This window comes from Mesorhizobium sp. B1-1-7 (assembly GCF_006442705.1).
GTDB lineage: Bacteria > Pseudomonadota > Alphaproteobacteria > Rhizobiales > Rhizobiaceae > Mesorhizobium > Mesorhizobium opportunistum.
Genome location: NZ_VFWQ01000003.1, coordinates 82,232 through 106,315, shown reverse-complemented (window position 1 = coordinate 106,315; position 24,084 = coordinate 82,232). Strand labels below are relative to the sequence as shown.

Annotated in this window: 15 protein-coding genes; 11 read left to right on the top strand and 4 right to left on the bottom strand. The window is 64.7% G+C overall.

What is annotated here, in order from left to right:
- Positions 1-21: 21 nt before the first annotated feature.
- Both FJ978_RS05245 and FJ978_RS05240 read left to right on the top strand, forming a co-directional pair.
- The gene (locus FJ978_RS05245; protein ID WP_140570776.1) at positions 22-1,200 is read left to right on the top strand and encodes a serine hydrolase; all 1,179 of its coding nucleotides are present in this window, start codon (positions 22-24) and stop codon (positions 1,198-1,200) included.
- A gap of 127 nt (positions 1,201-1,327) precedes the next feature.
- Positions 1,328-3,649 carry a Tex family protein gene (locus FJ978_RS05240; RefSeq protein ID WP_140570774.1) on the top strand — a complete coding sequence of 774 codons (2,322 nt, stop codon included), beginning with the start codon at positions 1,328-1,330 and terminating at the stop codon, positions 3,647-3,649.
- On the opposite strand, the gene FJ978_RS05235 is transcribed toward FJ978_RS05240, so the two are convergent.
- Complete coding sequence (locus FJ978_RS05235; RefSeq protein WP_140570772.1) at positions 3,650-4,561, bottom strand: LysR family transcriptional regulator; 912 nt, start codon at positions 4,559-4,561, stop codon at positions 3,650-3,652.
- A 103-nt stretch (positions 4,562-4,664) separates the two neighbouring features.
- On the opposite strand from FJ978_RS05235, the gene FJ978_RS05230 reads away from it, so the two are divergent.
- The 9 genes from FJ978_RS05230 to FJ978_RS05190 all read left to right on the top strand — a co-directional run bounded on the left by FJ978_RS05230 (position 4,665) and on the right by FJ978_RS05190 (position 18,771).
- The gene (locus tag FJ978_RS05230; protein WP_140570770.1) at positions 4,665-5,861 is read left to right on the top strand and encodes an acyl-CoA dehydrogenase; all 1,197 of its coding nucleotides are present in this window, start codon (positions 4,665-4,667) and stop codon (positions 5,859-5,861) included.
- A 367-nt stretch (positions 5,862-6,228) separates the two neighbouring features.
- On the top strand, positions 6,229-9,591 hold the full coding sequence (locus tag FJ978_RS05225) for a transglutaminase family protein (RefSeq protein WP_140570768.1): 3,363 nt from the start codon (positions 6,229-6,231) through the stop codon (positions 9,589-9,591).
- A 6-nt stretch (positions 9,592-9,597) separates the two neighbouring features.
- Positions 9,598-12,009 carry a circularly permuted type 2 ATP-grasp protein gene (locus tag FJ978_RS05220; RefSeq protein WP_140570766.1) on the top strand — a complete coding sequence of 804 codons (2,412 nt, stop codon included), beginning with the start codon at positions 9,598-9,600 and terminating at the stop codon, positions 12,007-12,009.
- 56 nt (positions 12,010-12,065) lie between these two features.
- A complete protein-coding gene (locus tag FJ978_RS05215; protein ID WP_013893245.1) occupies positions 12,066-12,950 on the top strand; it encodes a transglutaminase family protein in 885 nt (294 codons plus the stop codon).
- 146 nt (positions 12,951-13,096) lie between these two features.
- A complete protein-coding gene (locus FJ978_RS05210) occupies positions 13,097-14,035 on the top strand; it encodes a glycosyltransferase family A protein (protein WP_013893246.1) in 939 nt (312 codons plus the stop codon).
- 197 nt (positions 14,036-14,232) lie between these two features.
- Positions 14,233-15,324 carry a DNA topoisomerase IB gene (locus tag FJ978_RS05205; RefSeq protein ID WP_140570764.1) on the top strand — a complete coding sequence of 364 codons (1,092 nt, stop codon included), beginning with the start codon at positions 14,233-14,235 and terminating at the stop codon, positions 15,322-15,324.
- A 106-nt stretch (positions 15,325-15,430) separates the two neighbouring features.
- Positions 15,431-15,805, top strand: a complete 375-nt coding sequence (locus FJ978_RS05200; RefSeq protein ID WP_140570762.1) for a YciI family protein — start codon at positions 15,431-15,433, stop codon at positions 15,803-15,805.
- Complete coding sequence (locus FJ978_RS05195) at positions 15,802-17,076, top strand: RNA polymerase sigma factor (RefSeq protein WP_140570759.1); 1,275 nt, start codon at positions 15,802-15,804, stop codon at positions 17,074-17,076. Before FJ978_RS05200 ends, FJ978_RS05195 begins: the two co-directional genes overlap by 4 nt.
- Positions 17,077-17,256: 180 nt before the next feature.
- Positions 17,257-18,771, top strand: a complete 1,515-nt coding sequence (locus FJ978_RS05190) for an aldehyde dehydrogenase family protein (RefSeq protein ID WP_140570757.1) — start codon at positions 17,257-17,259, stop codon at positions 18,769-18,771.
- A 374-nt stretch (positions 18,772-19,145) separates the two neighbouring features.
- Here FJ978_RS05190 and FJ978_RS05185 read toward each other — a convergent pair whose 3' ends face one another.
- The 3 genes from FJ978_RS05185 to FJ978_RS05175 all read right to left on the bottom strand — a co-directional run bounded on the left by FJ978_RS05185 (position 19,146) and on the right by FJ978_RS05175 (position 24,082).
- Entirely contained in the window at positions 19,146-20,057 is a 912-nt protein-coding gene (locus FJ978_RS05185) for a hypothetical protein (RefSeq protein ID WP_140570755.1), read from the bottom strand.
- 604 nt (positions 20,058-20,661) lie between these two features.
- Entirely contained in the window at positions 20,662-20,928 is a 267-nt protein-coding gene (locus FJ978_RS05180) for a hypothetical protein (protein ID WP_140570754.1), read from the bottom strand.
- 313 nt (positions 20,929-21,241) lie between these two features.
- Positions 21,242-24,082 (bottom strand): nitrate reductase, encoded by a 2,841-nt coding sequence (locus tag FJ978_RS05175; protein ID WP_140570752.1) that lies wholly within the window; start codon positions 24,080-24,082, stop codon positions 21,242-21,244.
- Positions 24,083-24,084: the final 2 nt, after the last annotated feature.

Genomic DNA, 24,084 nt, shown 5'->3' with positions numbered 1-24,084 from the left:
TAGACTCCAAGAGGAAACGCCATGACCGGTACGACCGTGTTCGAGACCCGCTACGGCTTCCGTCGCAACGAGGTGCTGCTCGCCAACTGGCGCGAGAGCCCGTTCAACCGATGGTCGTTCCAGAACCTCGGCGAACTGGTGCCGACGGCGCGCGTCACGGCGGCCGGGGGCATCGAGGCCCCGATGCAGGATCTCGGTGGCCTGCTTGGCGAAAAGGTCTCGGTCGCCAGCGCGCCGGAAACGGTGGCCGAATTTCTCGTCCGCTCCAGCACCGATGCGCTGACGGTGATGAAAGGCGGCAGGACCATTGGCGACTGGTTCGCGCCGCACATGGATTTCGGCGCCCGCCACATCATCTTCTCGATCAGCAAGTCGGTGACCGCCATCGTTGCCGGCATACTGGAAGCCGAGGGGGTGTTCGATCCGGAAGCGCCGGTGACGCACTACATTCCGGAAGCCGCCGGTTCGGCCTATGGCGATGCCAGCGCACGGCATGTGCTCGATATGAGCGTCAGTCTCGATTTCGAGGAAGCCTATCTCGATCCGGAAAGCGCCTTTGCCCGCTATCGCCGGGCGACGCTGTGGAACCCGGGCGGCGGCACCGAAAGCCTGCGCGAATTCATCCTGACCTTGCAGCGGCTGGCCGAGCCGCATGGCCAGACCTTCCGCTACCGTTCGCCCAATTCCGACCTGCTCGGCCTGCTGCTGGAGCGCGCCTCGGGCCAGCGCTTCAACGATCTGATGCGCGAGAAGCTCTGGCTGCCGCTCGGCGCCGTCAGCGAGGCTTCTATCGGCGTCGACATGGAAGGCACGGCACGCACCGCCGGCGGCATTTCGGTGACGCCGCGCGATCTGGCGTGCATCGGCGAATTGATGCGTCAGGGCGGGGTGGCCAATGGCCGGCGCATCGTGCCGGAGGCCTGGGTGCGCGACACGACCAGCACCGGCGGCAGTGCGGAAGCCTGGCAGCGCGGCGCGATGCTGCCACTGTTCCCCAAGGGGCGCTATCGCAACAAATGGTACCAGACCGGACACGAGAACGGCGCCTATTGCGGCATCGGCATCCATGGCCAGTGGCTCTATATCGACCCCAGGACCGAAGTGGTGATCGCCAAGATGTCGTCGCAGCCGGAGCCGGTCGACGATGCGCTCGATCTCGAGCTTGTGGCGTTTTTCGAAGCGCTGAGCCGGATGGTCTAAGCGCTTCCTGCCACCAAATTAACGTGCGCTTTCCTGTGGACCCGCCGGGCTGACGAAAGCGCGGCGGTTGGCGGACCGGATGTCAGCGCCTATGGTCGCCGCTGTTTTCGAAGCGAGTGGGAATGACATGGCATCCGATATCAAGCGCATCGCAGCCATCATCGCGACCGAGATCGCCGCGCGGCCCGAGCAGGCGGCAGCGGCGATCGAACTGCTCGATGAGGGCGCTACTGTGCCGTTCGTTGCGCGCTACCGCAAGGAAGTGACCGGCGGGTTGGACGATACGCAGCTACGCGACCTTGCCGAGCGGCTCGCCTATCTGCGCGAACTCGATGCACGGCGTGACACGATCCTGGGCTCCATCCGAGAGCAAGGCAAGCTGACCGACGAACTCGAGGGCAAGATCATCGCCGCCGCCACCAAGGCGGAGCTGGAAGACATCTACCTGCCCTACAAGCCCAAGCGCCGCACCAAGGCCGAGATCGCTCGGGAGCGCGGGTTGGGGCCGCTGGCGGAGGCCATCCTCGCCGATCGTTCGCTCGTGCCTGCCGAACTGGCGCTGGCCTATGTCAGCCAAGAGGTGGCCGATGCCAAGGCCGCATTGGAAGGCGCGCGCGACATCCTGTCGGAACAGTTCGCCGAAAATGCCGATCTTGTCGGCAAATTGCGGACCTACATGAAGGAACGCGCCTTCATGCGCGCCAGGGTGGTCGACGGCAAACAGGAGGCCGGCGCGAAATTCTCCGATTATTTCGACCATGTCGAACGCTGGGCAAATGTGCCGAGCCACCGCGCGCTGGCCATGCTGCGCGGCCGCAACGAGGAGGTGCTGTCGCTCGACATCGAGGTCGATGCCGATGACACCTCGCCGGTGAAGCCGGTCGAGCGAATGGTCGCCAATGCCTATGCCATCGGCGGCAGCCTGCCGGGCGACCGCTGGCTGATGGAGGTCGCGGGCTGGACGTGGCGGATCAAGCTTTCGCTGCACCTGACGCTCGATCTGATGCGCGACCTGCGCGAACGGGCCGAGGAAGAGGCGATCCATGTCTTTGCCCGCAATCTGAAGGATTTGCTGCTCGCCGCGCCGGCTGGCTCACGGCCGACGATGGGGCTCGACCCCGGCATCCGCACCGGCGTCAAGGTGGCGGTGGTCGACGGCACCGGCAAGGTGCTGACGACGACGACCGTCTACCCGTTCCCGCCGAAGAACGATGTGAGGGGCACGCAGGCGGAACTCGCCAGGCTCGTTCGCCTGCACAAGGTCGAGCTGATTTCCATCGGTAACGGCACCGGCAGCCGCGAGACGGAGAAGCTGGTGGCGGACATGCTGTCCGACATGCCGTCCGACGGCGGACCGAAGCCGCTGAAAGTGATTGTCAGCGAGGCGGGCGCCTCCGTCTATTCTGCATCGGCGACGGCGGCGGCGGAATTCCCCGGTCTGGACGTGTCGCTGCGCGGCGCGGTGTCGATCGCTCGACGTCTCCAGGATCCGCTCGCCGAACTGGTCAAGATCGAGCCGAAGTCGATCGGCGTCGGCCAATACCAGCACGATGTCGACCAGTACCGGCTCGGCCGGTCGCTGGAAGCGGTGGTCGAGGACGCGGTCAACGCGGTCGGCGTCGATCTCAACACCGCCTCGGCGCCATTGCTGGCGCGGGTTTCGGGTCTCGGTCCCTCGCTGGCCGATGCCATCGTCGCGCATCGCGACGCGACCGGTCCCTTCGCCAGCCGCAAGGATTTGCTGAAAGTAGCGCGCCTTGGACCTCGCGCATTCGAACAGTCCGCCGGCTTCCTGCGCATTGCCAATGGCAGCGAGCCGCTCGATGCCTCCTCGGTGCATCCGGAAGCCTATGGCGTGGCCAAGAAGATCGTCGCCGCCTGCGGCCGTGATGTGCGTTCGCTGATGGGTGACAGCGCGGCGCTCAAGGCGCTCGATCCGCGCGTCTTCGTCGATGAGCGTTTCGGCCTGCCGACGGTGCGCGACATCCTGGCCGAGTTGGAAAAACCCGGCCGCGACCCGCGTCCCGGCTTCAAGACCGCGACTTTTGCCGACGGGGTCGACGACATCAAGGATCTGAAGCCCGGCATGCTGCTGGAAGGCACGGTGACCAATGTCGCCGCCTTCGGCGCCTTCATCGATATCGGTGTCCACCAGGACGGGCTGGTGCATGTCTCGCAACTGGCCGACCGCTTCATCAAGGACGCGCATGAGGTGGTCAAGGCCGGCGACGTGGTCAAGGTGCGCGTCGTCGATGTCGACATCAAGCGCAAGCGCATCGCGCTCTCCATGCGCAAGGATGGCGGCGAGGGCGGCGCATCGAGAGGGCCACGCGACGATGGTGGCGGCAAGCCGGCGCCACGTTCGCCGCTGCCGCAGCGCCAGCCGGAACGGCCGGCCCAGCAAGGCGCGTTTGGCGCCGCGCTGGCGAATGCGCTGAAGCGGAAGTAGCTACCACGCCAGAACAGCCGGCTCCTTTTCGAGCTGGCCCAGCAGCCAGTCGCGGAAACTGGCGACGGGCATGTGGCCGCGCTTGCCCTGCGGGACGACGAGATAATAGGCGCTGCGGCTTTGCATGGGCTGGCCGGGCGCCGGCACGAGCTGGCCGCGCTGCAATTCGCCGGCGATGAGGATCAGCGGCAACAACGCCACACCGAGCCCCGCCATGCAGGCCTGGGCGGCGGTGCCGAACTGCTCGAACTGCATGCCCGGTCCGGTCGGCGCGCTCAGGCCCTGGTGCTCGAACCATTCGGTCCAGGCGCCGGGCCGCGTCGCCATGTGCAGCAGCGGCTGACGGCCGATATCGGCCGGCGTGGCAATGGCTCGGCCGGCGAGGAATTCCGGCGACACCACCGGCGCCACCGTCTCGCGCACCAGCAGCGTCGAGTCCGCCTCCGGCCAATCCGGCAGGCCGTAGTGGATGGCGGCGTCCAGCCTCTCCCGGGCGAAGTCGAAGCGGCCGACGCGGGTGACGAAGTTGATGGTGATATCGGGATTGTTCTCGACGAAATCCGGGATCATCGGCATCAGCCAGCGCGTGCCGAACGTCGGCAGAATCGCCAGGTTCAGGATACCACTATGCCGGTTGCTCATCAATCCAAGGGCTGCGTCGCGCAACTGGCCGAGGGCCGAACGCACCGCGTCGGCATAGATTTCGCCCGCTGTCGACAGCCTGACGTTGCGGCTGTCGCGCTCGAACAGCCGGTGGCCGAACTGATCCTCGAGTAGCTTGATCTGCCTGCTGACCGCGCCCTGCGTCAGATCAAGCTCCTGCGCGGCGGCGGTGAAACTGCCAAGCCGGGCCACCGCCTCGAAGGCGGCAAGGGCGCTGATGTTGGGCAAAAGGCGGCGTTGGACACTCATGATCCATTCCTAACGCTCATTGATTGGTGAAGCAATTTCGTTTGATTTTTTGGCGCCACGGGCCGATAAGCCGGACTTCACCCGTTTTGAGGATCGAGACGCCATGGCCGCCGACAAGAATGCATTCGTCTGGGAAGACCCGTTCCTGATCGAGAACCAGCTTTCGGAAGACGAGCGCATGGTGCGGGACGGCGCGGCGGCCTTTGCCGCTGACAAACTCGCGCCACGCATCGAGGAGGCGTATCTCGAGGAAAGGACCGATGCCGGCATCTTCCGCGAGATGGGCGAGGCGGGTCTGCTCGGCATCACCATCCCAGAGGAATATGGCGGGCTCGGCGCCAACTATGTCACCTACGGGCTGGTCGCGCGGGAAGTCGAGCGTGTCGATTCCGGCTATCGTTCGATGATGTCGGTGCAGTCGTCGCTGGTGATGTATCCGATCCATGCCTATGGCTCGGAGGCGCAGCGCAAGAAATACCTGCCGAAGCTGGCGTCGGGTGAATGGATCGGCTGCTTTGGCCTTACCGAGCCGGATGCCGGCTCGGACCCGGGCGGCATGAAGACGCGCGCCGAGAAGATCGCCGAGGGTTACAAGCTCACCGGCTCCAAAATGTGGATTTCCAACGCGCCGATCGCAGACGTGTTCGTCGTCTGGGCGAAGTTGAAGGGTGACAACGGCAAGGACGAAATCCGCGGCTTCGTGCTGGAAAAGGGCATGAAGGGGCTGTCGGCGCCGAAGATCGGCGGCAAGCTGTCGCTGCGCGCGTCGATCACCGGCGAGGTGGTGATGGAAGGCGTCGAGGTCGGCGAGGACGCCTTGCTGCCCAACGCCAAGGGCCTTGGTGGCCCGTTCGGCTGCCTCAACCGGGCGCGCTACGGCATTTCCTGGGGCGCCATGGGTGCGGCCGAGGATTGCTGGCACCGGGCGCGCCAATACGGCCTCGACCGCAAGCAGTTTGGCAAGCCGCTCGCCGGCACGCAGCTGTTCCAGAAGAAGCTCGCCGACATGCAGACCGAGATCGCGCTTGGCCTGCAGGGCTCGCTCAGGGTTGGGCGGCTAATGGACGAGGGCAAGATGGCGCCGGAGATGATCTCGATCGTCAAGCGCAACAATTGCGGCAAGGCGCTCGACATCGCCCGCCAGGCCCGCGACATGCACGGCGGCAACGGCATCCAGATCGGCTACCACGTCATGCGCCACGCGCAGAATTTGGAGACGGTCAACACCTATGAGGGCACGCATGACGTGCATGCGCTGATCTTGGGACGGGCGCAGACCGGGATACAGGCGTTTTTCTGAGCCGGTCAGCACCATGCAGGCAATGTACGCGCCTGAATGGATTGCTGATCGCGTTACCAAAGGCCGCGCGATTGAGGGCCGCCTTCCCCCACTCCGTCTCGGCTTCGCCGAGCCACCTCTCCCCCCTCCGGAGGGAGAGGAAGGGAGCCAGCCGGAATAGGTCGCGCCTTTCCTCTACCCCGTCGATCGGGGGAGAGGTGGCTCGGCGAAGCCGAGACGGAGTGGGGGTCGAACTGCTCGGGGTCGGGAAGGCTTGGGGCGACGAAACAAGGCGTTCGATTGGGTGCACCGCAACATCCGCTTGGAGATCGGCTACTATCTGTGTCAGGGTCTAGCGTTCGTTTGAAACGCTGAATTCCGGGGCCCTATGGCAATTCTGGCAGCCGTCTATCACCTGACCCATTACAAATACGACCGGCCGGTGGTGCTCGGTCCTCAGATCATCAGGCTGCAACCGGCGCCGCATTCCCGCACCAAGGTGCTGAGCCATTCGCTGAAGATCGAGCCGGCGAACCACTTCGTCAACCTGCAGCAGGATCCCTACGGCAACTTCCTCGCTCGCTTCGTGTTTCCGGAACCGGTGAGCGAACTGAAGATCGAGGTCGATCTCGTCGCCGACATGACGATCTACAATCCGTTCGATTTCTTCGTCGAGCCGTCCGCCGAGGCATTTCCGTTCGAATATCCGGAAGAGATCCGCGACGACCTCGCCATTTACCGCACGCCGGAGCCAGCGGGACCGCTGCTCTCGGCCTTCCTCAACACCATCGACCGCAGCGCGGAAAATACGGTCAATTTCCTCGTCGATCTCAATGCCAGGCTGCAGCGCGAGATCGCCTATATCGTGCGCATGGAGACCGGCGTGTTCTCGCCGGAGGAGACGCTGGCCGCGGCCAAGGGATCGTGCCGCGATTCGAGCTGGCTGCTGGTGCAGATCCTGCGCAATCTGGGCATCGCCGCGCGCTTCGTTTCGGGCTATCTGATCCAACTGAAGCCGGATCTGGTGGCGCTCGATGGGCCGGCCGGCACCGCTGTCGATTTCACAGACCTGCACGCCTGGTGCGAAGTCTATCTTCCCGGCGCCGGCTGGATCGGCTTCGATCCTACCTCGGGCCTGCTCACCGGCGAGAGCCATGTGCCGTTGGCGGCAACGCCACATTTCCGCAATGCAGCACCGATTTCCGGCATGGCGAGTTTCGCCAATGTCGAGTTCGGCTTTGACATGCGGGTCGACCGCATCGCCGAGCATCCGCGCATCACCAAGCCGTTCTCCGATGAAAGCTGGCAGGCGCTCGACGCTCTCGGCAACAAGGTCGATGCCGCACTGGCGACGGGGGACGTACGGCTGACCATGGGCGGCGAGCCGACCTTCGTGTCGATCGACGATTTTGAATCCGCCGAGTGGAACACCGCCGCCGTCGGGCCGACCAAGCGCGAAAAGGCCGATGCGCTGATCCGAAGGCTGCGCGAACGCTTTGCGCCCGGCGGCTTCCTGCATTATGGCCAGGGCAAATGGTATCCCGGCGAAAGCCTGCCGCGCTGGACCTTTTCGCTCTACTGGCGCACCGACGGTCAGCCGGTATGGAGCGACCCATCGCTGATCGCGCACGAAAAGAGCGCGGCCGATAATGTCGGCCCGCAGCAGGCGGAAAACCTGCTGACGGCGATCGCCGATGAGCTTGGCATCGACACGTCCATGGTCAGCGAAGCCTATGAGGACCCGGCCGAATGGCTGCTCAAGGAAGGCAAGCTGCCCGAGAATGTCGATCCGTCGAACTCCAAGCTGGAAGACCCGGAAGAACGCAGCCGCATGGCAAAGGTGTTCGAGCGCGGGCTGACCAAGCCGTCTGGCTACGTGCTGCCGGTGCAGCGGTGGAACAGCCAGGCCTCGGACCCTCGCTGGCGATCCGAAAAATGGACGACGCGGCGCGGCCGGCTGTTCCTGGTGCCAGGCGATTCACCGGTCGGCTATCGGCTGCCGCTCGGCACGCTTCCTCACGTGCCGCCGGCGCAGTTCCCCTACATCGTGCCGGTCGATCCGTCGCTGCCGCGTGGACCGTTGCCCGCGCGTGAAGCCATGTTGCCAGGGCCCGCGCCAGCCGAGCTTGAAGGCGCCGACGAGATGGCGCGGCGCCAGCAGGCTGCCTCATTTACCGCCGCGACCGGACAGCAGGACCGGGTCGAGCAGGAGATCACCGAGATCGGCGGCGCGGTGCGCACGGCGCTCTCGGTCGAGCCGCGCGATGGACGGTTGTGCGTCTTCATGCCGCCGGTCGAGGCGCTGGAGGACTATCTCGAACTGGTCGCCGCAGCCGAGAATGCAGCAAAGGCGATTGGTCTTCCCGTGCATATAGAGGGCTATGGCCCGCCGCATGATCCTCGCCTCAACGTCATCCGCGTGGCACCCGATCCGGGCGTCATCGAGGTCAACATCCATCCAGCTGCCAATTGGCAGGACTGCGTGGCGACAACTACGGCGATCTATGACGAAGCGCGGCTGACGCGGCTTGGCGCCGACAAGTTCATGATCGACGGCCGCCATACCGGCACCGGCGGCGGCAACCATGTGGTGGTCGGCGGCGCGACGCCCAATGACAGTCCGTTCCTGCGCCGGCCCGATCTGTTGAAGAGCCTTGTGCTGCAATGGCAGCGGCATCCCTCGCTGTCCTATCTGTTCTCCGGCCTGTTCATCGGACCGACCAGCCAGGCGCCGCGCTTCGATGAAGCGCGTCACGATTCGCTCTACGAGCTCGAGATCGCCATGGCGCAGGTGCCGCATCCGGATACCGGCTCCGCACCTCTGCCGTGGCTGGTCGACCGGCTGTTCCGCAATTTGTTGACCGACGTCACCGGCAACACGCACCGCTCGGAAATCTGCATCGACAAGCTGTTTTCGCCGGACGGTCCGACAGGGCGTCTTGGGCTGGTCGAATTCCGCGGCTTCGAGATGCCGCCCAACGCGCGTATGTCGCTGGCACAGCAATTGCTGGTCAGGGCGATCATTGCTCGCGCGTGGAAAAACCCGCTCGACGGGCGCTTCGTGCGCTGGGGCACCTCGCTGCACGACCGTTTCATGCTGCCGCATCATGTCTGGGCGGATTTTCTCGATGTGCTGGACGACCTCAACCTCAATGGCTTCGAATTCCGTCCCGAATGGTTCGACGCCCAGCTTGAATTCCGCTTTCCCTTCTGCGGCGAGGTCCAGCATGCTGGCATCAAGCTGGAGCTGCGGCAGGCGCTGGAGCCGTGGCATGTGATGGGCGAGCAGGGCGCCATCGGCGGCACCGTGCGCTTCGTCGATTCCTCGGTCGAGCGGCTGCAGGTCAAGACCGAGGGTCTCAACCCCGAGCGTCATGCGATCGTCTGCAATGGCCGTGTCGTGCCGATGAAGGTTACCGACAACCGCGAGATCGCGGTGGCGGGCGTCCGCTTCAAGGCCTGGCAGCCGGCCTCCGGCCTGCATCCGGCGCTGCCGGTCAACACGCCGCTGGTGTTCGACATCTATGACCGCTGGTCCGGCCGGGCGGTCGGCGGTTGCGTCTACCACGTCGCCCATCCCGGCGGGCGCAATTACGACACCTTCCCGGTCAACGGCAACGAGGCGGAGGCACGGCGGCTCGCCCGCTTCGAACCGCGCGGCCACACGCCATCGGGCTATGTGCTGCGCGAGGAACAACCGGCGGAAGATTTCCCGATGACCCTTGACCTTCGGCGGCCGGCAAGACTCTGATCAGCGATGGCAAAGGGGAATCACAGAAGGGTACGCGGCAAGCCGCAGACCCACAGCTTGCTGGAGCACTACCAGCCGATTGACGGCGTCGTCGATGAGATGGTCGATGCGTCGGGCAATCCCCGCCCGGTCTGGAAGCATTTCATCGAGGCGCTCGACGAGCTCGGCGCCGAAAAGCTCGGCCAGCGGTTCGCCCGCGCCGACCAGTATCTGCGCGATGCCGGCGTCTACTACCGCGTCTATGACAAGGCCGGCGCCAATGAACGCGAATGGCCGCTGGCGCATGTGCCGCTGCTCATCGAAGACGTCGAATGGGCCGACATCAGCGCCGGCCTTGTCCAGCGCGCCGAGCTGTTCGAGGAAACCATCGCCGACATCTATGGGCCGAACCGGCTCGTCGAAAAGGGCATCCTGCCGGCGGGACTGATTGCCGCCAGCCCGGAATATTTGCGGCCGGTGGTCGGCACCAAGCCGGCCGGCGGCCATTTCCTGCATTTCTGCGCCTTCGAGCTTGGCCGTGGACCAGACGGAAGCTGGTGGGTGCTGGGCGACCGCACCCAGGCGCCGTCCGGCGCCGGGTTCGCGCTGGAGAACCGCGTCGCCACCACGCGCGCGCTGTCCGACATCTATGGCGAGATGCATGTGCACCGGCTCGCGGGCTTCTTCCGCCGCTTCCGCGATGCGCTGATCGGCATGGCCAAGGAAACCGACGGCCGCGTCGCCATCCTGACGCCGGGGCCGCTCAATGAAACCTATTACGAACACGCCTATATCGCCCGCTACCTCGGCATCATGCTGCTCGAAGGCGAGGATCTGACCGTTTCGGGCGGCCGGCTGATGGTCCGCACCGTGTCGGGCCTGATGCCGATCAGCGTGTTGTGGCGACGGCTCGATGCCGCTTTCGCCGATCCGCTGGAACTGAGATCGGATTCGCAGATCGGGACGCCGGGGCTGGTCGAGGCGATCCGCCAGGGTGCGGTTGCGACGGTCAATGCGCTGGGCTCGGGGCTGATGGAAACGCGGGCGCTGCTCGGCTTCCTGCCCAAGATCGCGCGCGAGCTGCGCGGGGAGGAACTCAAGTTGCCCAGCGTGGCGACATGGTGGTGCGGGCAACAATCGGAACGGGCCCACGTGCTTGCCAATATCGACCGCATGGTGATCGGCCCGGCACTGTCGACGAGGCTTGCCTTCGAGGATGACGGCCAGACCAGGCTCGGCTCGGCGCTGTCGGCCGGCGAGCGGGCGGAGCTGGTGGCGCACATCGAACGCGAGGGCGCCGCCTTCGTCGGCCAGGAAGCGGTGACGCTTTCGACGACGCCAGTCTATGTCGGCGGCTGGCTGGAGCCGCGGCCGGCGAGCCTGCGCGTCTATCTGGCGCGCACGCCCGAGGGCTGGACGGTCATGCCGGGCGGTTTTGCCCGCGTCGGCCTGTCGCTCGACCCGACGGCGATTGCCATGCAGCGCGGCGGCCAGGCGGCCGACGTCTGGGTGGTCAGCGACCGGCCGGTGGAGCGCGAAACGTTGCTGCCGCAGGAGGGCGACAGCTTCAACCGCACCAGGCCAGGCAGCCTGCCCAGCCGCGCTGCGGAAAACCTGACCTGGCTCGGCCGCTACATCGAACGCTCGGAAGACACGGTGCGCATCCTGCGCGCCTATCACGTGCGGCTTGCCGAAACATCCGATCCGGACATGCCGCTGCTGGCCGACATCAGGGATTATCTCGAACCGTTCGGCATCGACGTCGAAACGGCTATACCGTCGGGACTGATCGGCACGCTGGACAGCGCCGTCTATAGCGCCGGGCAGATCCGCGACCGCTTCTCGCCGGATGGCTGGCTGGCGCTCAAGGACCTGTCGAAGACCATCCATCAGTTCGCAACGACGGTGTCGCCGGGCGACGACGCGACGCGGGCAATGACCGTCATCCTGCGCAAGCTTGCCGGCTTCTCCGGCCTGCTGCACGAGAACATGTACCGCTTCGCCGGCTGGCGCTTCCTCGAGATCGGCCGGCGGCTGGAGCGCGGCATCCAGATCGCCCGCACGCTCGCCCGGCTGACCAGCACCAAGGCGCCGGACGGCGCGCTCGACATGATGTTGGAGATCGGCGACAGCGTGATGACCCATCGCCGGCAATATCCGGTGCAGGCTGGCCGTCGTACGGTGATCGATCTTCTGGCGCTCGATCCGCTCAATCCGCGCTCGATCCTGTTCCAGCTCGAAAGGCTGAAGGCCGAGATCGGCCTGTTGCCCTCGGTCGGCGGCGAGGGACACATGTCGCCGGCGGCGAAGGAGATCCTGCAGCTCAACACGGCCATCGCCATCAAGGAGCCGTCGGACATGACGGCAAAGGCTCTGGACGATCTCGCCAGCGAGATAGGCGGCCTCTACAGCAGCCTTTCGAAGGCCTATTTCGGCTAGGCCCGGATCGCACGGTTTTGCGACCGGAACCCGAGCCAAGACAAGAAAAGTGGCGCATGCTTTACGACATCAGGCTTCATCTCCATTACGACTACGCAGCCGCGGCCGGCGGCGGCCGTCATCAGATCCGTGTTCTGCCGTCGACGATTTCCGGCGTGCAGCGCGTCATTGCGGCATCCCTGTCCTTTGCGCCGGCGCCCAACGAACGGTCGGATTTCTCTGACTTCTTCGGCAACAGCGTTACCTCGATCGCCTTTCGCGACGCGCATGACGCGCTCGACATCAGGATGAGCGCACGCGTCTCGGTGTCGCGGCCCGAGCCGGGGCTCGATGTGTCGCCCGATATCGGCCGGCTCAGGCAGGAACTCGCCGTGGTGCGGTCGTTGGCGTCTGCCTCGCCGCATCACTTTCTGACTGCCAGCAGCCATGCGGGCATCGATGCCGCGATCACCGCCTATGCGCAGGACAGCGTCAGCAATTCGGCCGCCGGTACTGCGATGACCCTGTGCAACCGCATCCATCGCGATTTCACCTATGATGGCGAGGCGACCACGGTGCGGACCCGGGCCAGCGATGCTTTCCGGTTGAAGCGCGGCGTTTGCCAGGATTTTTCGCACATCATGATCGCCGGACTGCGCGGGCTCGGCATTCCGGCCGGCTATGTCAGCGGCTTCCTGCGCACCATTCCACCGAAGGGGAAGCCGCGGCTGGAAGGCGCCGATGCCATGCACGCCTGGGTCAAGGTGTGGTGCGGGCGCGACGCCGGCTGGCAGGAGTTCGACCCGACCAACGGCATGCGGGCCAGCAACGACCATATCACGGTCGGCTTCGGCCGCGATTATTCGGACGTGGCACCGATCGTCGGTGTGTTGAAGACCACCGGCGGGCAGGTCGGCGAGCAGGCTGTCGACGTCATTCCGGTCGCCCTTGAAAAGGCGTGAGGCGGACCGAAACAGGAGGCGCACCCTGTCGCTGCAAATGCGGTGGATGAAGCGGCTTCTCAAACATCGAAGGGGCCGCTATTCTATGTTCGTTTCGAGGGCACAGCCATTATACTGCTAGAGCGCGCAGGCGCGGGATTTTGTAATTGAAAGCGGTCAGCGTCGTCATTCCTGCCCACAACGCGTCGGCTACCATTGGGACAACGTTGGCGTCGCTGCGGGGCGAGGCCGAGGTCATCGGCGAGATCCTGCTGGTCGACGACGCATCGACGGACGACACGGCGGCGGTCGCAAGGCGGGCGGCGGCGCAACTGTCGCTGCCGCTACGCGTGTTGCCGGCCGACTGCCGCGATGCCGGTGGCGCCCGCAACGGGGCGCTGGCGCAGGCGCTTCATCCCTGGGTATATCTGATCGACGCCGACGACCTGCATCTTCAAGGTGGATTGCGCGCGCTGCTGCGGCAGGCCCAGAGCCAGCCGAAAGCCGACATGATCGTTGGCGCCTACCGCCGACGCGTGAATGGCCAGGACCGGCAGATCAAGGTGCCGAACGGCTATCAGGACGCCTGCCTCGCAAACGCTTCGGCCTATGTCAAAGGCGATATACGTTCGGTGGCCGTTGGCAGCGTGCTGGCATCTCGGCGCCTGATCGGCGAAACACGGTTTCCGGTCAGCCTTGCCTATGACGAGGACACGCTGTTCTGGGCGCGGCTGATGAGCAAGGCGTCGCTGGCCATGATCCCGCAGCCCGTCATGGTCTATGAGGTTTCGCCGGCCCGTTCCGACGATCGTTTCGCGATCAACCCGGTGCGGCGCTTCCTGGAGTGGCGCCGGGAATTGCGCACGCTCACCGATTGCAACATCCCAGTCTCGGCACTGAAGACGAGGGAGGGGCTTGTCGCCCTCAAGATCGCGCGCGTCCACTATGCACGCGGCGATCTCGACACCGCCGCGCGCTTCCTGGCGGTGGCCGCAGCCGCGCCGAAGCGGCGGTCGGAAGCCTGGCGCTGCCTGCGCTACAGGCTGAAGCTCGCCGTACGGTGCCGTCTGTCGGCACCACGGATAGAGCTGCAAGGCGCCCTCTAACTCTTTCTTTTGACGCAACTCCCAAAGGGAAAGCGCTGCGCTTTTCCCGGGAAACCGTTTCATACTTTTCCTGGAATTGCTCTGGATTCCCCTGCATCTCGCCGGCCGACGGATGTCGGTTACCATCGACTTTGCGGCCGGCGGTGGAACCAGCGGTCAGCCAACGGCTTATGTACGGGTATTTGCGTGGAGCCGTCATGCTGCGGAGATCCGGATTATCGCGCGGCATGTCGGCCGACAGCGGCGCTGCGCCGAAGAACGGGGCACAAACCTCGGCCGAGCACGCTGCGCTGACCTATGTCAGCGATGCCGAGCCCGGTATTCGCCGGCTGAAGGCAGGCAAGGGATTTTCCTACGAGCGACCGGACGGGCGACCGGTCTCGGATGCCACCAGGGCACGTATCGAGGCTATCGTCATCCCGCCGGCGTGGACGGATGTCTGGATCTCGCCCGACGCCAATGGGCATATCCAGGCGACCGGAAGGGATCAGCGGGGGCGCAAGCAGTATCGCTATCATCCACAATGGGCCGAAGAACGCGACAGCGCCAAATATTCGAGCCTCGTCGCCTTCGCCGAAAGCCTGCCGGAATTGAGGCGCAGGATAGACAGCGACCTGCGCCGCCACGGCCTGCCGCTGGAACGCGTCGTCGCCGCGGTCGTCTGGCTGCTCGACAACACGATGATACGCGTCGGCAATGCCGCCTACGCCCGCGACAACAAGAGCTTCGGACTGACGACATTGCGGGATCGGCATGTCGACATCAAGGGATCGAGCCTGCGGTTCGCCTTCAAGGGCAAGTCCGGGAAGGAATGGAAATTGAAACTGGTCGATCGCCGCATCGCCGGGATCGTACGGGGCGCGCAGGACCTGCCTGGCCAGAAACTGTTCCAATACCTGGACGAGGACGACAACAGACGGCCGGTCCGTTCGGAGGACATCAACCTCTATATCCGGCAGGCCGCGGGCGACGCATTCACTTCGAAGCATTTCCGCACATGGGGCGGCACCATCCGTGCCGCTTCGCTGTTTGCGCAGACGGAATTGCCCGAAAGCCAGGCGCAGCAAAAGCGTGTGATGAACAGCGTCATCGACAAGGTGGCCGAGCGGTTGGGCAACACTCGCGCCGTCTGCCGAAAATGCTATATCCACCCGCGGGTCCTCGAAGCCTGGTCACAGGGGCGCCTACTTGCCGAAATAGCCGAAGCCAACAGGCGCAAGCGTTCCATCGACTGTCTCGACGAGGAGGAAGCGCTCGTGCTGAGATGGTTGAGGGCACATGAAGGTTGATTGCGGTTGCCAGCGGCGCCAAATCCAAAGCCGTCGGATTTTTTTATCGACGTCATGTCGGGATCGGCCTTACTGTTTCGTCCTTTGATACAGAAAAGGACCGCCCATGCTTTATGCCATCCTCTGCTATGCCTCCGAAGACGTCGTCTGCTCCTGGAGCAAGGAGCAGGACGACAAGGTCATGACCGATCTCCTCGACGTTCAGCAGAAATACGCCAATGCCGGCCGGCTCGGCCCGGTGGCACGGCTTTTGCCGACGACGGCGGCGACGACGCTGCGGAAGGTCAAGGGCGAATCGGTCGTCATCGACGGGCCGTTCGCCGAGACCAAGGAACAGTTCCTCGGCTTCTACACGCTTGATTGCGCCGATCTCGACGAGGCGGTCGAATTCGCGCGCGAACTCTCCGAGGTCAACCCGAGCGGCGGTTCCTACGAGATCCGGCCGGTCTCCATCTTCAATCCCAGCAGGATTGCCGTATGACCGAACTTGCCTGGATCAGCTCCGCGATCAGTGCCGCCCGCCCGCAGGCGATGGGAGCGCTGCTGCGCTATTTCCGCGATCTCGATACCGCGGAGGAAGCTTTCCAGGATGCCTGCCTCAGGGCGTTGAAGAACTGGCCGCAGAACGGGCCACCGCGCGACCCGGCGGCCTGGCTGATCTTCGTCGGCCGCAACAGCGGCATCGACGCGGTGCGCAAGCGCGCCAAACAGGCGCCGATGCCGGAAGAGGACCAGATCTCCGATCTGGAGGATGCCGAAAGCGATATCGCCGAGCGGCTGGACGGCGCGCATTACCGCGACGACATCCTGCGGCTCCTGTTCATCTGCTGCCACCCTGACTTGCCCGCGACACAGCAGATCGCCGTCGCGCTGCGCATCGTCTCCGGTCTCACCGTCAAGCAGATCGCGCGCGCCTTCCTGGTCGGCGAAAGCGCCATGGAACAACGCATCACCCGTGCCAAGGCACGCATCGCGGACGCCGGCGTGCCGTTCGAGACACCGGGCGCGGTCGAGCGCTCGGAACGGCTGGCTGCGGTGGCGGCCATGGTCTACCTGATCTTCAACGAAGGCTATTCGACCAACAGCGGCGAGGCGCCAGCCCGTGCACCGCTCTGCGAGGAGGCAATCCGGCTGGCTCGGCTGCTGCTCAGGCTGTTCCAGGCCGAACCGGAGATCATGGGGCTGACGGCGCTGCTTTTGCTGCAGCATGCGCGCGCGCCGGCCCGTTTCGACGAAGACGGCGAGATCGTGCTGCTCGAGGACCAGGATCGCGGCCTGTGGAGCCGCAAGATGATCGACGAAGGGCTGGCGCTGGTCGACAAGGCGTTGCGCCATCGCAAGCCCGGTCCCTATCAGGTGCAAGCGGCGATCGCGGCGCTGCACGCCCGGGCTACGAAGGCCGAGGATACCGACTGGGTGGAGATCGATCTGCTTTACGGCCTGCTCGAACAGATGCAGCCATCGCCGGTGGTGACGCTCAACCGCGCGGTTGCGGTCTCCAAGGTGAGCGGCCCGGAAGCAGCCCTTGCCATGATCGAACCGCTGGAGCCGAGGCTTTCCGGCTATTTCCACTTCTTCGGCCTCAAGGGCGGGCTGTTGATGCAGCTCGACCGGGGCGACGAGGCGCGCATCGCTTTCGACCGCGCCATCGCGCTTGCCAATACGGCGGCCGAAGCGGCCCATATCCGCATGCATATCGACCGCTTGATGAAGGACGGCGCCGTGCGCGCGCCGGCAAAAAAGGCAAACTGAGCTCCGTCTGCCTGGCTCAATCGTGCAGGTTGGGCTTGGACCATGCCGGGGTGGCGATTTCCCCCTGAAACGCGTAATGCCACGCCATGACTGTGCCCGAGATGCCAGCCGGCAGGCGGGTAACTGGGCGCGAAGCTCTGACCGAAGCCATTGGAGCAACGGGATCTGAAAGGGACAAAAATGACCATAGCGAAGGAAACGGCCGAACTTCTGGCGAAACTGGGTGTCGCCAAGGACGCGCTTGTTGGCGGCGACCTGATCGTGCGCAGCCCGGTGACGGGCGAGGAGATCGCGGCGCTGAAGACCATCTCGCCGACTGAGGCGGCCAAGACCATCGATGCCGCGCACAAGGCATTCCAGTCCTGGCGGCTGGTTCCGGGTCCGAAGCGAGGCGAACTGGTGCGCCTGCTTGGCGAGGAACTACGCGCGCACAAGGCCGAGCTCGGCCGGCTGGTGTCGATCGAGGTCGGCAAGATCCCGTCCGAGGGCCTCGGCGAAGTGCAGGAGATGATCGACATCTGCGATTTCGCGGTCGGTCTGTCCCGGCAATTGTACGGCTTGACCATCGCTACCGAGCGTCCAGGCCACCGGATGATGGAAACCTGGCATCCGCTTGGCGTCGTCGGCGTCATTTCGGCCTTCAACTTCCCGGTCGCGGTGTGGTCGTGGAACGCAGCGCTGGCGCTGGTCTGCGGCGACGCGGTGGTGTGGAAGCCGTCGGAGAAGACGCCGCTGACCGCACTTGCCTGCGAGGCGATCTTCAAGCGCGCCGTCAAGCGCTTCGGCGCGGACGCGCCGCAGGGGCTGGCGCCGGTGTTGATCGGCGATCGTGCGGTCGGCGAGATCCTGGTCGACCATCCCAAGGTGCCGCTGGTTTCGGCCACCGGCTCGACCCGTATGGGCAGGGACGTTGGGCCGCGCCTGGCCAAGCGCTTCGCGCGCGCCGTGCTGGAGCTCGGCGGCAACAATGCCGGCATCGTCTGCCCGACGGCGGACCTCGACATGGCGCTGCGCGCGATTGCCTTTGGAGCGATGGGCACCGCCGGCCAGCGTTGCACGACGCTGCGGCGCCTGTTCGTGCATGACAGCGTCTATGACGCCCTGGTTCCACGTCTGAAGAAGGCATACGAAAGTGTTTCGGTCGGCAACCCGCTGGAGACCTCTTCGCTGGTCGGGCCGCTGATCGACAAGGCTGCCTTCGACAACATGCAGAAGGCCTTGAAGGAAGCGGTGTCGCATGGCGGCAAGGTGACTGGCGGGGCGCGGCTCGAGAACGGTCATCCGGACGCCTACTACGTGCACCCGGCGCTGGTCGAGATGCCGAAACAGGTCTCGCCGGTGACGGAAGAGACCTTCGCGCCGATCCTTTATGTGATGAGATATTCGGATTTCGATACCGTGCTCGACGAGCACAACGCGGTTGGCGCCGGCCTTTCGTCGTCGATCTTCACCCGTGACCTGCAGGAATCCGAGCGCTTCCTCGGGGTCGACGGTTCGGACTGCGGCATCGCCAACGTCAATATCGGCACGTCGGGGGCCGAGATCGGCGGTGCTTTCGGCGGCGAAAAGGAAACCGGCGGCGGCCGCGAGAGCGGCTCCGATGCGTGGAAGGCCTATATGCGGCGCGCCACCAATACGGTGAACTATTCCAAGGCGCTGCCGCTTGCCCAGGGTGTCTCGTTCGACATTGATTGAGACAGTCGGGGCTTACCCTAGATCAGTGTCGGTGCTCGGCGAGCATCAATCGACACAGGTGGAGGGCGTACACAACGCCGTAACGCTGGAGAGTCTTTCGCGCTTGTCCGGCGTTGGCCTTTCGTAGCGTCTTTTCATGCGGATTTCTCACCGATCGCAACGCCGCACAGGCGGCGGCAATCAAAGCGTCTACCTGCCATGCCGGATTTGTGCATCTCCCGTATGGGGGATGCCGCCCGGATCATCCGCCTGCCGGAGAGGTGACGCAAGCGGTCCGGCGTTCCACGAAAACGCCGAACCGCACGATCTCGTTGGTTTGTGGGAGGGAAGCCGTCTCACACTTTCCCTGGAATTGCTTCGATGCCCGGCATTGCTCAATTGCCTTGCGATGGCGGGAAGCAGGCTTTGAAGGCATCGTCGACGACGGCCAGCTTGGCGGCCTGGACGGTCATGTATTCCTCGTAGAATCCGTGTGATACCCACATCACCGAATGGCCTCGCTGGCCGAGCCAGCCGATGCTGCCGAGTTCCTCGGCGGTGCGCAGTTTGCGGCCGAGATGGGTCCGCGACAGCTTGAGCCATTTGGCGAAGTCGCCGATCGAAACCACGCTGGTCGGAATCCGCTCCAGGTCGGCATGGTCGGGATCGATGCCTGACATCAACCAGTCCATGACGATGCCGCCATTGTTGAGCCAGATGAACAGGGAAAAGGTCTGGTTGGGTTCGCGCACTGGCTTTGAGGCAAGCAGGCCGTCAGCCACCAGGGGCTGCAACGTGGCAAGCATGTCGGGCCGATCCAAGTATCTGGCCAGCCGGTCGCCGCCGTCGATATGGTCAAGCGTGCGCAGATGGGCGATCACCCAGCCGGTGAATCTCTCGATGGTGGCCGCCGTCGGTTGCAGGGGATGGGTGCGACCGTCTCCACCCGCCACATACTCGGCGATGTTGTAGTGCAGCATCTCCTTGATGAAAGCGTCTGCCGTGTTGCGGCTGGCTACCTCGTTCTTGTGCACAACCTCGATGAAGCGCGATACGGTCAGTTCCTTGCGGCGGTCGTTAGGGTCGCGCCTGAAGTGCATGGCCAGGCCGGCATGACCCATCAGCCAGCGCTGCTGCGTGGCAAAAATGGACGCCAGCCGCGGGCTCTCCTCATAGATTCGGATCAGCGCCTTCGACTGTTCTTGAACGTAGCGGTGCAGGGCCGGATGTCGGGCTATGTCTTCCAGATTCAGCGCTGGTCTCCTGATGCTTGAATCAAACTCGCATGGCGAAGTTACGTTTCCCATTTTTCAGTCTTCAACACTTCTGTCCAGACGTACCAATTGTGGAGAACAGGCCAGCCAAGGCATGGAGCTACGGCGATGGGGCATGGTCCAGTCGCTAACTGATTGCTATGGCTTGGAAAACCCCTCCCAATGATAGTCAGCCGAACGGCCCCCCGTTGAATTGACCTTCATCAGGGCCAGGCATAGTTTCCGCGTCATTCCGAGCGGCGGGGCACGCCTTTCGGACATGGGTGCAGACCAGCCGTGGTTTTGACGAGCGATAAGACATCGCCCGGCGGCGAAGCTTTGCCGCGTTCTACTCCGAAATGCGAGTGACTGAGTGGACTATCGAAAGAAGATCGTGATTGGCAAAAATGCCGGCGACCTGCTTGTTCTTGGCGGGCCGCCGGCGCGTGGAACATGGCTGATGCTGCTGGCCGCTTCGGCATGTTTGCCGGTTCAGGCCAATGCCTTCGCAGAGACCGCCAGCCAGATCACGCCGCCAAGCCTCCGGCCGCTACCGCAGACCAACATGACTGAAGTTTCGATTCCAGAGGGCTGGAGGCTCCAAAGCCGACGCCACCGAAGTTCACCGGAGGCGCCGCACATTCATTGGCGGCCTGCGTCAGCCGTTCGGGTAGTAGCCGCCATCGGCGCCGTCGCCGATGTAGAAGCCGCCGCCCGAATCGTTTTGCAGCTGCTGGTCCAGCTTCTCGATCTGGCTGAGCAAGACCCGGTAGTCGCTGCCGGTCGCCGAGCGTTGAATGCTATTGGCCTGCATCATCAGGTCGTGCTCCTGCTCAGGGGTGATCGCTTTCGCAACCCTTGCCTCGACAATCCCCTGCTTGACGCCCTGCAACTGATCCAGGACCACTTTTGCCTCGACGGACATGCCGCTCGGTTCGACCCGGTGGCGATGCACCGCGTAGGCACTCGATAAAGGGCATCGCCGCCAGAAGCGATGCGATTGCTATGATCTTCGGTGTGAAACTGCGCGTGGTCGCGCCTCCCTTCAGCGGAAAAGCGGTAAAGGTATCGCTTTCCAATCGCGGGCCATCCACTCCCGTCGCGTCGCGATGATCCTCTCATCGCCGGCGGTTCGTGGCCCTGCAATCCATATAGAGGGCGTTCCAACTCGTTAGAGGGCAAGGAACGCAAAGTTGACAGATTGTGATCGGCGGCCGGTCAAACGCCTTGGACGCAGCTCATTCGGCGGCCTGGACGCGGTTGGCCAGGATGATGGCGCGGATCTCGGACCGGCAGGAGCCGCAATTGGTGCCGGCCTTCAGGACATCGCCGATGGCTTCGACGGTCGTGCAGCCGGCCGCCACGGCGGTCACGATCTGGTTGACGCCGACGGTGAAGCAGGAGCAGACGGTCGCGCCGGCATCGGGCCGTTCGGCGCCGGCACGACCGGCGACGATGCGGAAGCGTTCGCGTTGGCCGGCGTGGGATATTTCCAACTGTTCAGCCGCCCAGACGCGCGACACAGCGACCGGACCGGGCGCGACGAACAAGGCGCCGGCGAGGTGCTCGCCATCAAAAGCGGCAATGCGATGCTGGCCGGCCTCGCGGTCGTGATAGGCAAGCATTTCTGCTCGCGGCTCCAGACCAAACAGTGACCGGGCAAAGCCCGTCCAATCGACCTCGGCCCCGGCGAAAGCAAGCTCGACCCGCCACCCACCCTTGCAGCGGGCTGCCGCCCAATAGGGAGCGGCTATTGCCTGGGGATGTTGCCGCGTCACCGCGAAACCAAAGGCCCTGGCCGCAAATTTCTCAATATGGGCCGCGACGTGTTTCAGCGCCGGCTGGCCCGAGATTGGATCGGTGAGCGGCGCGGTAAGCGTGTCGAGCCGTCCTTTGGCGGCGAACTGATCGGTCCAGTGCATCGGCGCGAAGAGGCTGCCACGGCGCTGGCGGGCCGTGATCAGCGCACGCGCGAACACTTCGCCACGCGGGCTGGAGATGCGCACGATGTCGGCATCGCCAATGCCATGGTGTTCTGCATCCGCCGGATGGATTTCGACGAAGGGCTCGGCGATGTGCTGGGACAGACGCGGGCTTTTGCCGGTGCGCGTCATCGTGTGCCAATGGTCGCGGATCCGGCCGGTGTTGAGGACGAGTGGGAAGTCAGGTGTGGTGCGGATTTCCGTGGTGGCGCGGATGGCGATGAAGCGCGCCTTGCGGTCGGGGGTATAGAAATTGCCGTTGGCGAAGAAGCGGGTGGTGGAGGGGCCAGGTCCAGCTTGAACACCCCCCTCTGTCCTGCCGGACATCTCCCCCGCAAGGGAGGAGATTGGCAGCTTCGACGCCGGCAGGTTTCCTGCGTCGCTGGTGATTGGCGAAGGCCGCGACAATAGGTGATCTCCCCCCTTGCGGGGGAGATGGCCGGCAGGCCAGAGGGGGGTGCCTGGGCTCGGCGCTGGCCACTGGAAAGGCGCCAAGTCCTCGTAGGCCTTTGCATCAATTGAGCCACAAGCACCAATATCGAAATCCCGCGCGCCATCGTTCTCGAAGCCCGACAGCGCGGCATGCTCGCCAAAAACCGCCGCCGGCGTCTCATGCGCAAACGCTTCGCCAAATCCCATCCGACGCGCCACCTCGGCAATGATCCACCAGTCGGGCCGCGCTTCGCCGGGCAGGCTGAGAAACGCGCGCTGGCGCGAGATGCGGCGCTCGGAATTGGTGACAGTGCCGTCCTTCTCGCCCCAGGCGGCGGCCGGCAGCCGGACATGGGCGTGGCGGACGGTGTCGGTGCTCACCAGCACGTCGGAGACCACGACGAACGGGCAAGCCTTGATCGCGGCCTCGACGGCATCGGCGTCCGGCATCGAATCGACCGGGTTGGTGGCTATGATCCACAGCGCCTTGATGCGCCCGTCGGCCACGCCTTGAAACATCTCGACCGCCTTCAGGCCAGGCTTTTGCGCGACAGCAGGTGCATTCCAGAAGCGCCGCACGCGGTCACGGTGTTCGGGGTTCTCGATCTCCATATGGGCGGCGAGCATGTTGGCCATGCCGCCGACCTCGCGGCCGCCCATGGCGTTGGGCTGGCCGGTCACCGAAAATGGTCCGGCGCCCGGCCTGCCGATGCGGCCGGTGGCGAGATGACAGTTGATGATGGCGTTGACTTTGTCGGTGCCGGAGGACGACTGGTTCACGCCCTGGCTGTAGACGGTCACCGTCTTGGCGGTCGCGGCAAACAGGCTGTAGAAACGGACAAGCTCGTCTTCGCCGAGGCCCGTCGCTGCGGCAACGCCCGCCAGATCGAGCGCCGAGGCGGCGAAAAGCGCTTGTCCGAAGCCGGTGGTGTGCGCGGTGATATAGCCGCGGTCCAGCGCATTGTGCTGGCCGAGCCAGGCGAGCAGACCGGTGAACAAGGCGACGTCGCCGTCCGGCGCGATCGCCAGGTGCATGTCGGCAATGTCCGATGTCATGGTGCGGCGCGGGTCGACCAGCACGATCTTCATGTCCGGCCGCTTTTCGCGGGCCGCGGCGATGCGCTGGTAGAGGACGGGATGGCACCAGGCGAGGTTGGAGCCGACCAGCACGATCAGGTCGGCAAGCTCGAGATCGTCGTAGTTCCCCGGCACGGTGTCGGAGCCGAAGGCGCGGCGGTGGCCGGCGACCGACGAGGCCATGCAGAGCCGCGAATTGGTGTCGATGTTGGCCGAGCCGACAAAACCCTTCATCAGCTTGTTGGCGAGGTAATAGTCCTCGGTCAGCAACTGGCCGGAGACGTAGAAGGCGACCGCATCCGGTCCGTGCTCGGCGATGGTTTGCGAGAAGGTCGACGCGACAAGGTCGAGCGCCTCGTCCCAGCCGGCGCGGCTGCCGTGGATTTCAGGATGAAGCAGCCTGCCGTCGAGGTCGATGGTTTCGGCCAAAGCCGAACCTTTCGAACAGAGCCTGCCGAAATTCGCGGGATGGTCGGGGTCGCCGCGGACGGACACTTGCCCGTCCGCGGCAACCTTCGCCAGCACGCCGCAGCCTACCCCGCAATAGGGGCAGGTGGTCCTCACCTCGCGCGCTGCTTCAATGTCCATGT

What these genes read in the sequence shown, in the direction of transcription:
- FJ978_RS05235 (WP_140570772.1), bottom strand. Translation starts at nt 4,561, where the DNA reads ATGAGTGTCCAACGCCGCCTTTTGCCCAACATCAGCGCCCTTGCCGCC.
- FJ978_RS05240 (WP_140570774.1), top strand. Translation starts at nt 1,328, where the DNA reads ATGGCATCCGATATCAAGCGCATCGCAGCCATCATCGCGACCGAGATC.
- FJ978_RS05190 (WP_140570757.1), top strand. Translation starts at nt 17,257, where the DNA reads ATGACCATAGCGAAGGAAACGGCCGAACTTCTGGCGAAACTGGGTGTC.
- FJ978_RS05180 (WP_140570754.1), bottom strand. Translation starts at nt 20,928, where the DNA reads ATGTCCGTCGAGGCAAAAGTGGTCCTGGATCAGTTGCAGGGCGTCAAG.
- FJ978_RS05175 (WP_140570752.1), bottom strand. Translation starts at nt 24,082, where the DNA reads ATGGACATTGAAGCAGCGCGCGAGGTGAGGACCACCTGCCCCTATTGC.
- FJ978_RS05195 (WP_140570759.1), top strand. Translation starts at nt 15,802, where the DNA reads ATGACCGAACTTGCCTGGATCAGCTCCGCGATCAGTGCCGCCCGCCCG.
- FJ978_RS05200 (WP_140570762.1), top strand. Translation starts at nt 15,431, where the DNA reads ATGCTTTATGCCATCCTCTGCTATGCCTCCGAAGACGTCGTCTGCTCC.
- FJ978_RS05185 (WP_140570755.1), bottom strand. Translation starts at nt 20,057, where the DNA reads ATGGGAAACGTAACTTCGCCATGCGAGTTTGATTCAAGCATCAGGAGA.
- FJ978_RS05205 (WP_140570764.1), top strand. Translation starts at nt 14,233, where the DNA reads ATGCTGCGGAGATCCGGATTATCGCGCGGCATGTCGGCCGACAGCGGC.
- FJ978_RS05215 (WP_013893245.1), top strand. Translation starts at nt 12,066, where the DNA reads ATGCTTTACGACATCAGGCTTCATCTCCATTACGACTACGCAGCCGCG.
- FJ978_RS05220 (WP_140570766.1), top strand. Translation starts at nt 9,598, where the DNA reads ATGGCAAAGGGGAATCACAGAAGGGTACGCGGCAAGCCGCAGACCCAC.
- FJ978_RS05225 (WP_140570768.1), top strand. Translation starts at nt 6,229, where the DNA reads ATGGCAATTCTGGCAGCCGTCTATCACCTGACCCATTACAAATACGAC.
- FJ978_RS05230 (WP_140570770.1), top strand. Translation starts at nt 4,665, where the DNA reads ATGGCCGCCGACAAGAATGCATTCGTCTGGGAAGACCCGTTCCTGATC.
- FJ978_RS05245 (WP_140570776.1), top strand. Translation starts at nt 22, where the DNA reads ATGACCGGTACGACCGTGTTCGAGACCCGCTACGGCTTCCGTCGCAAC.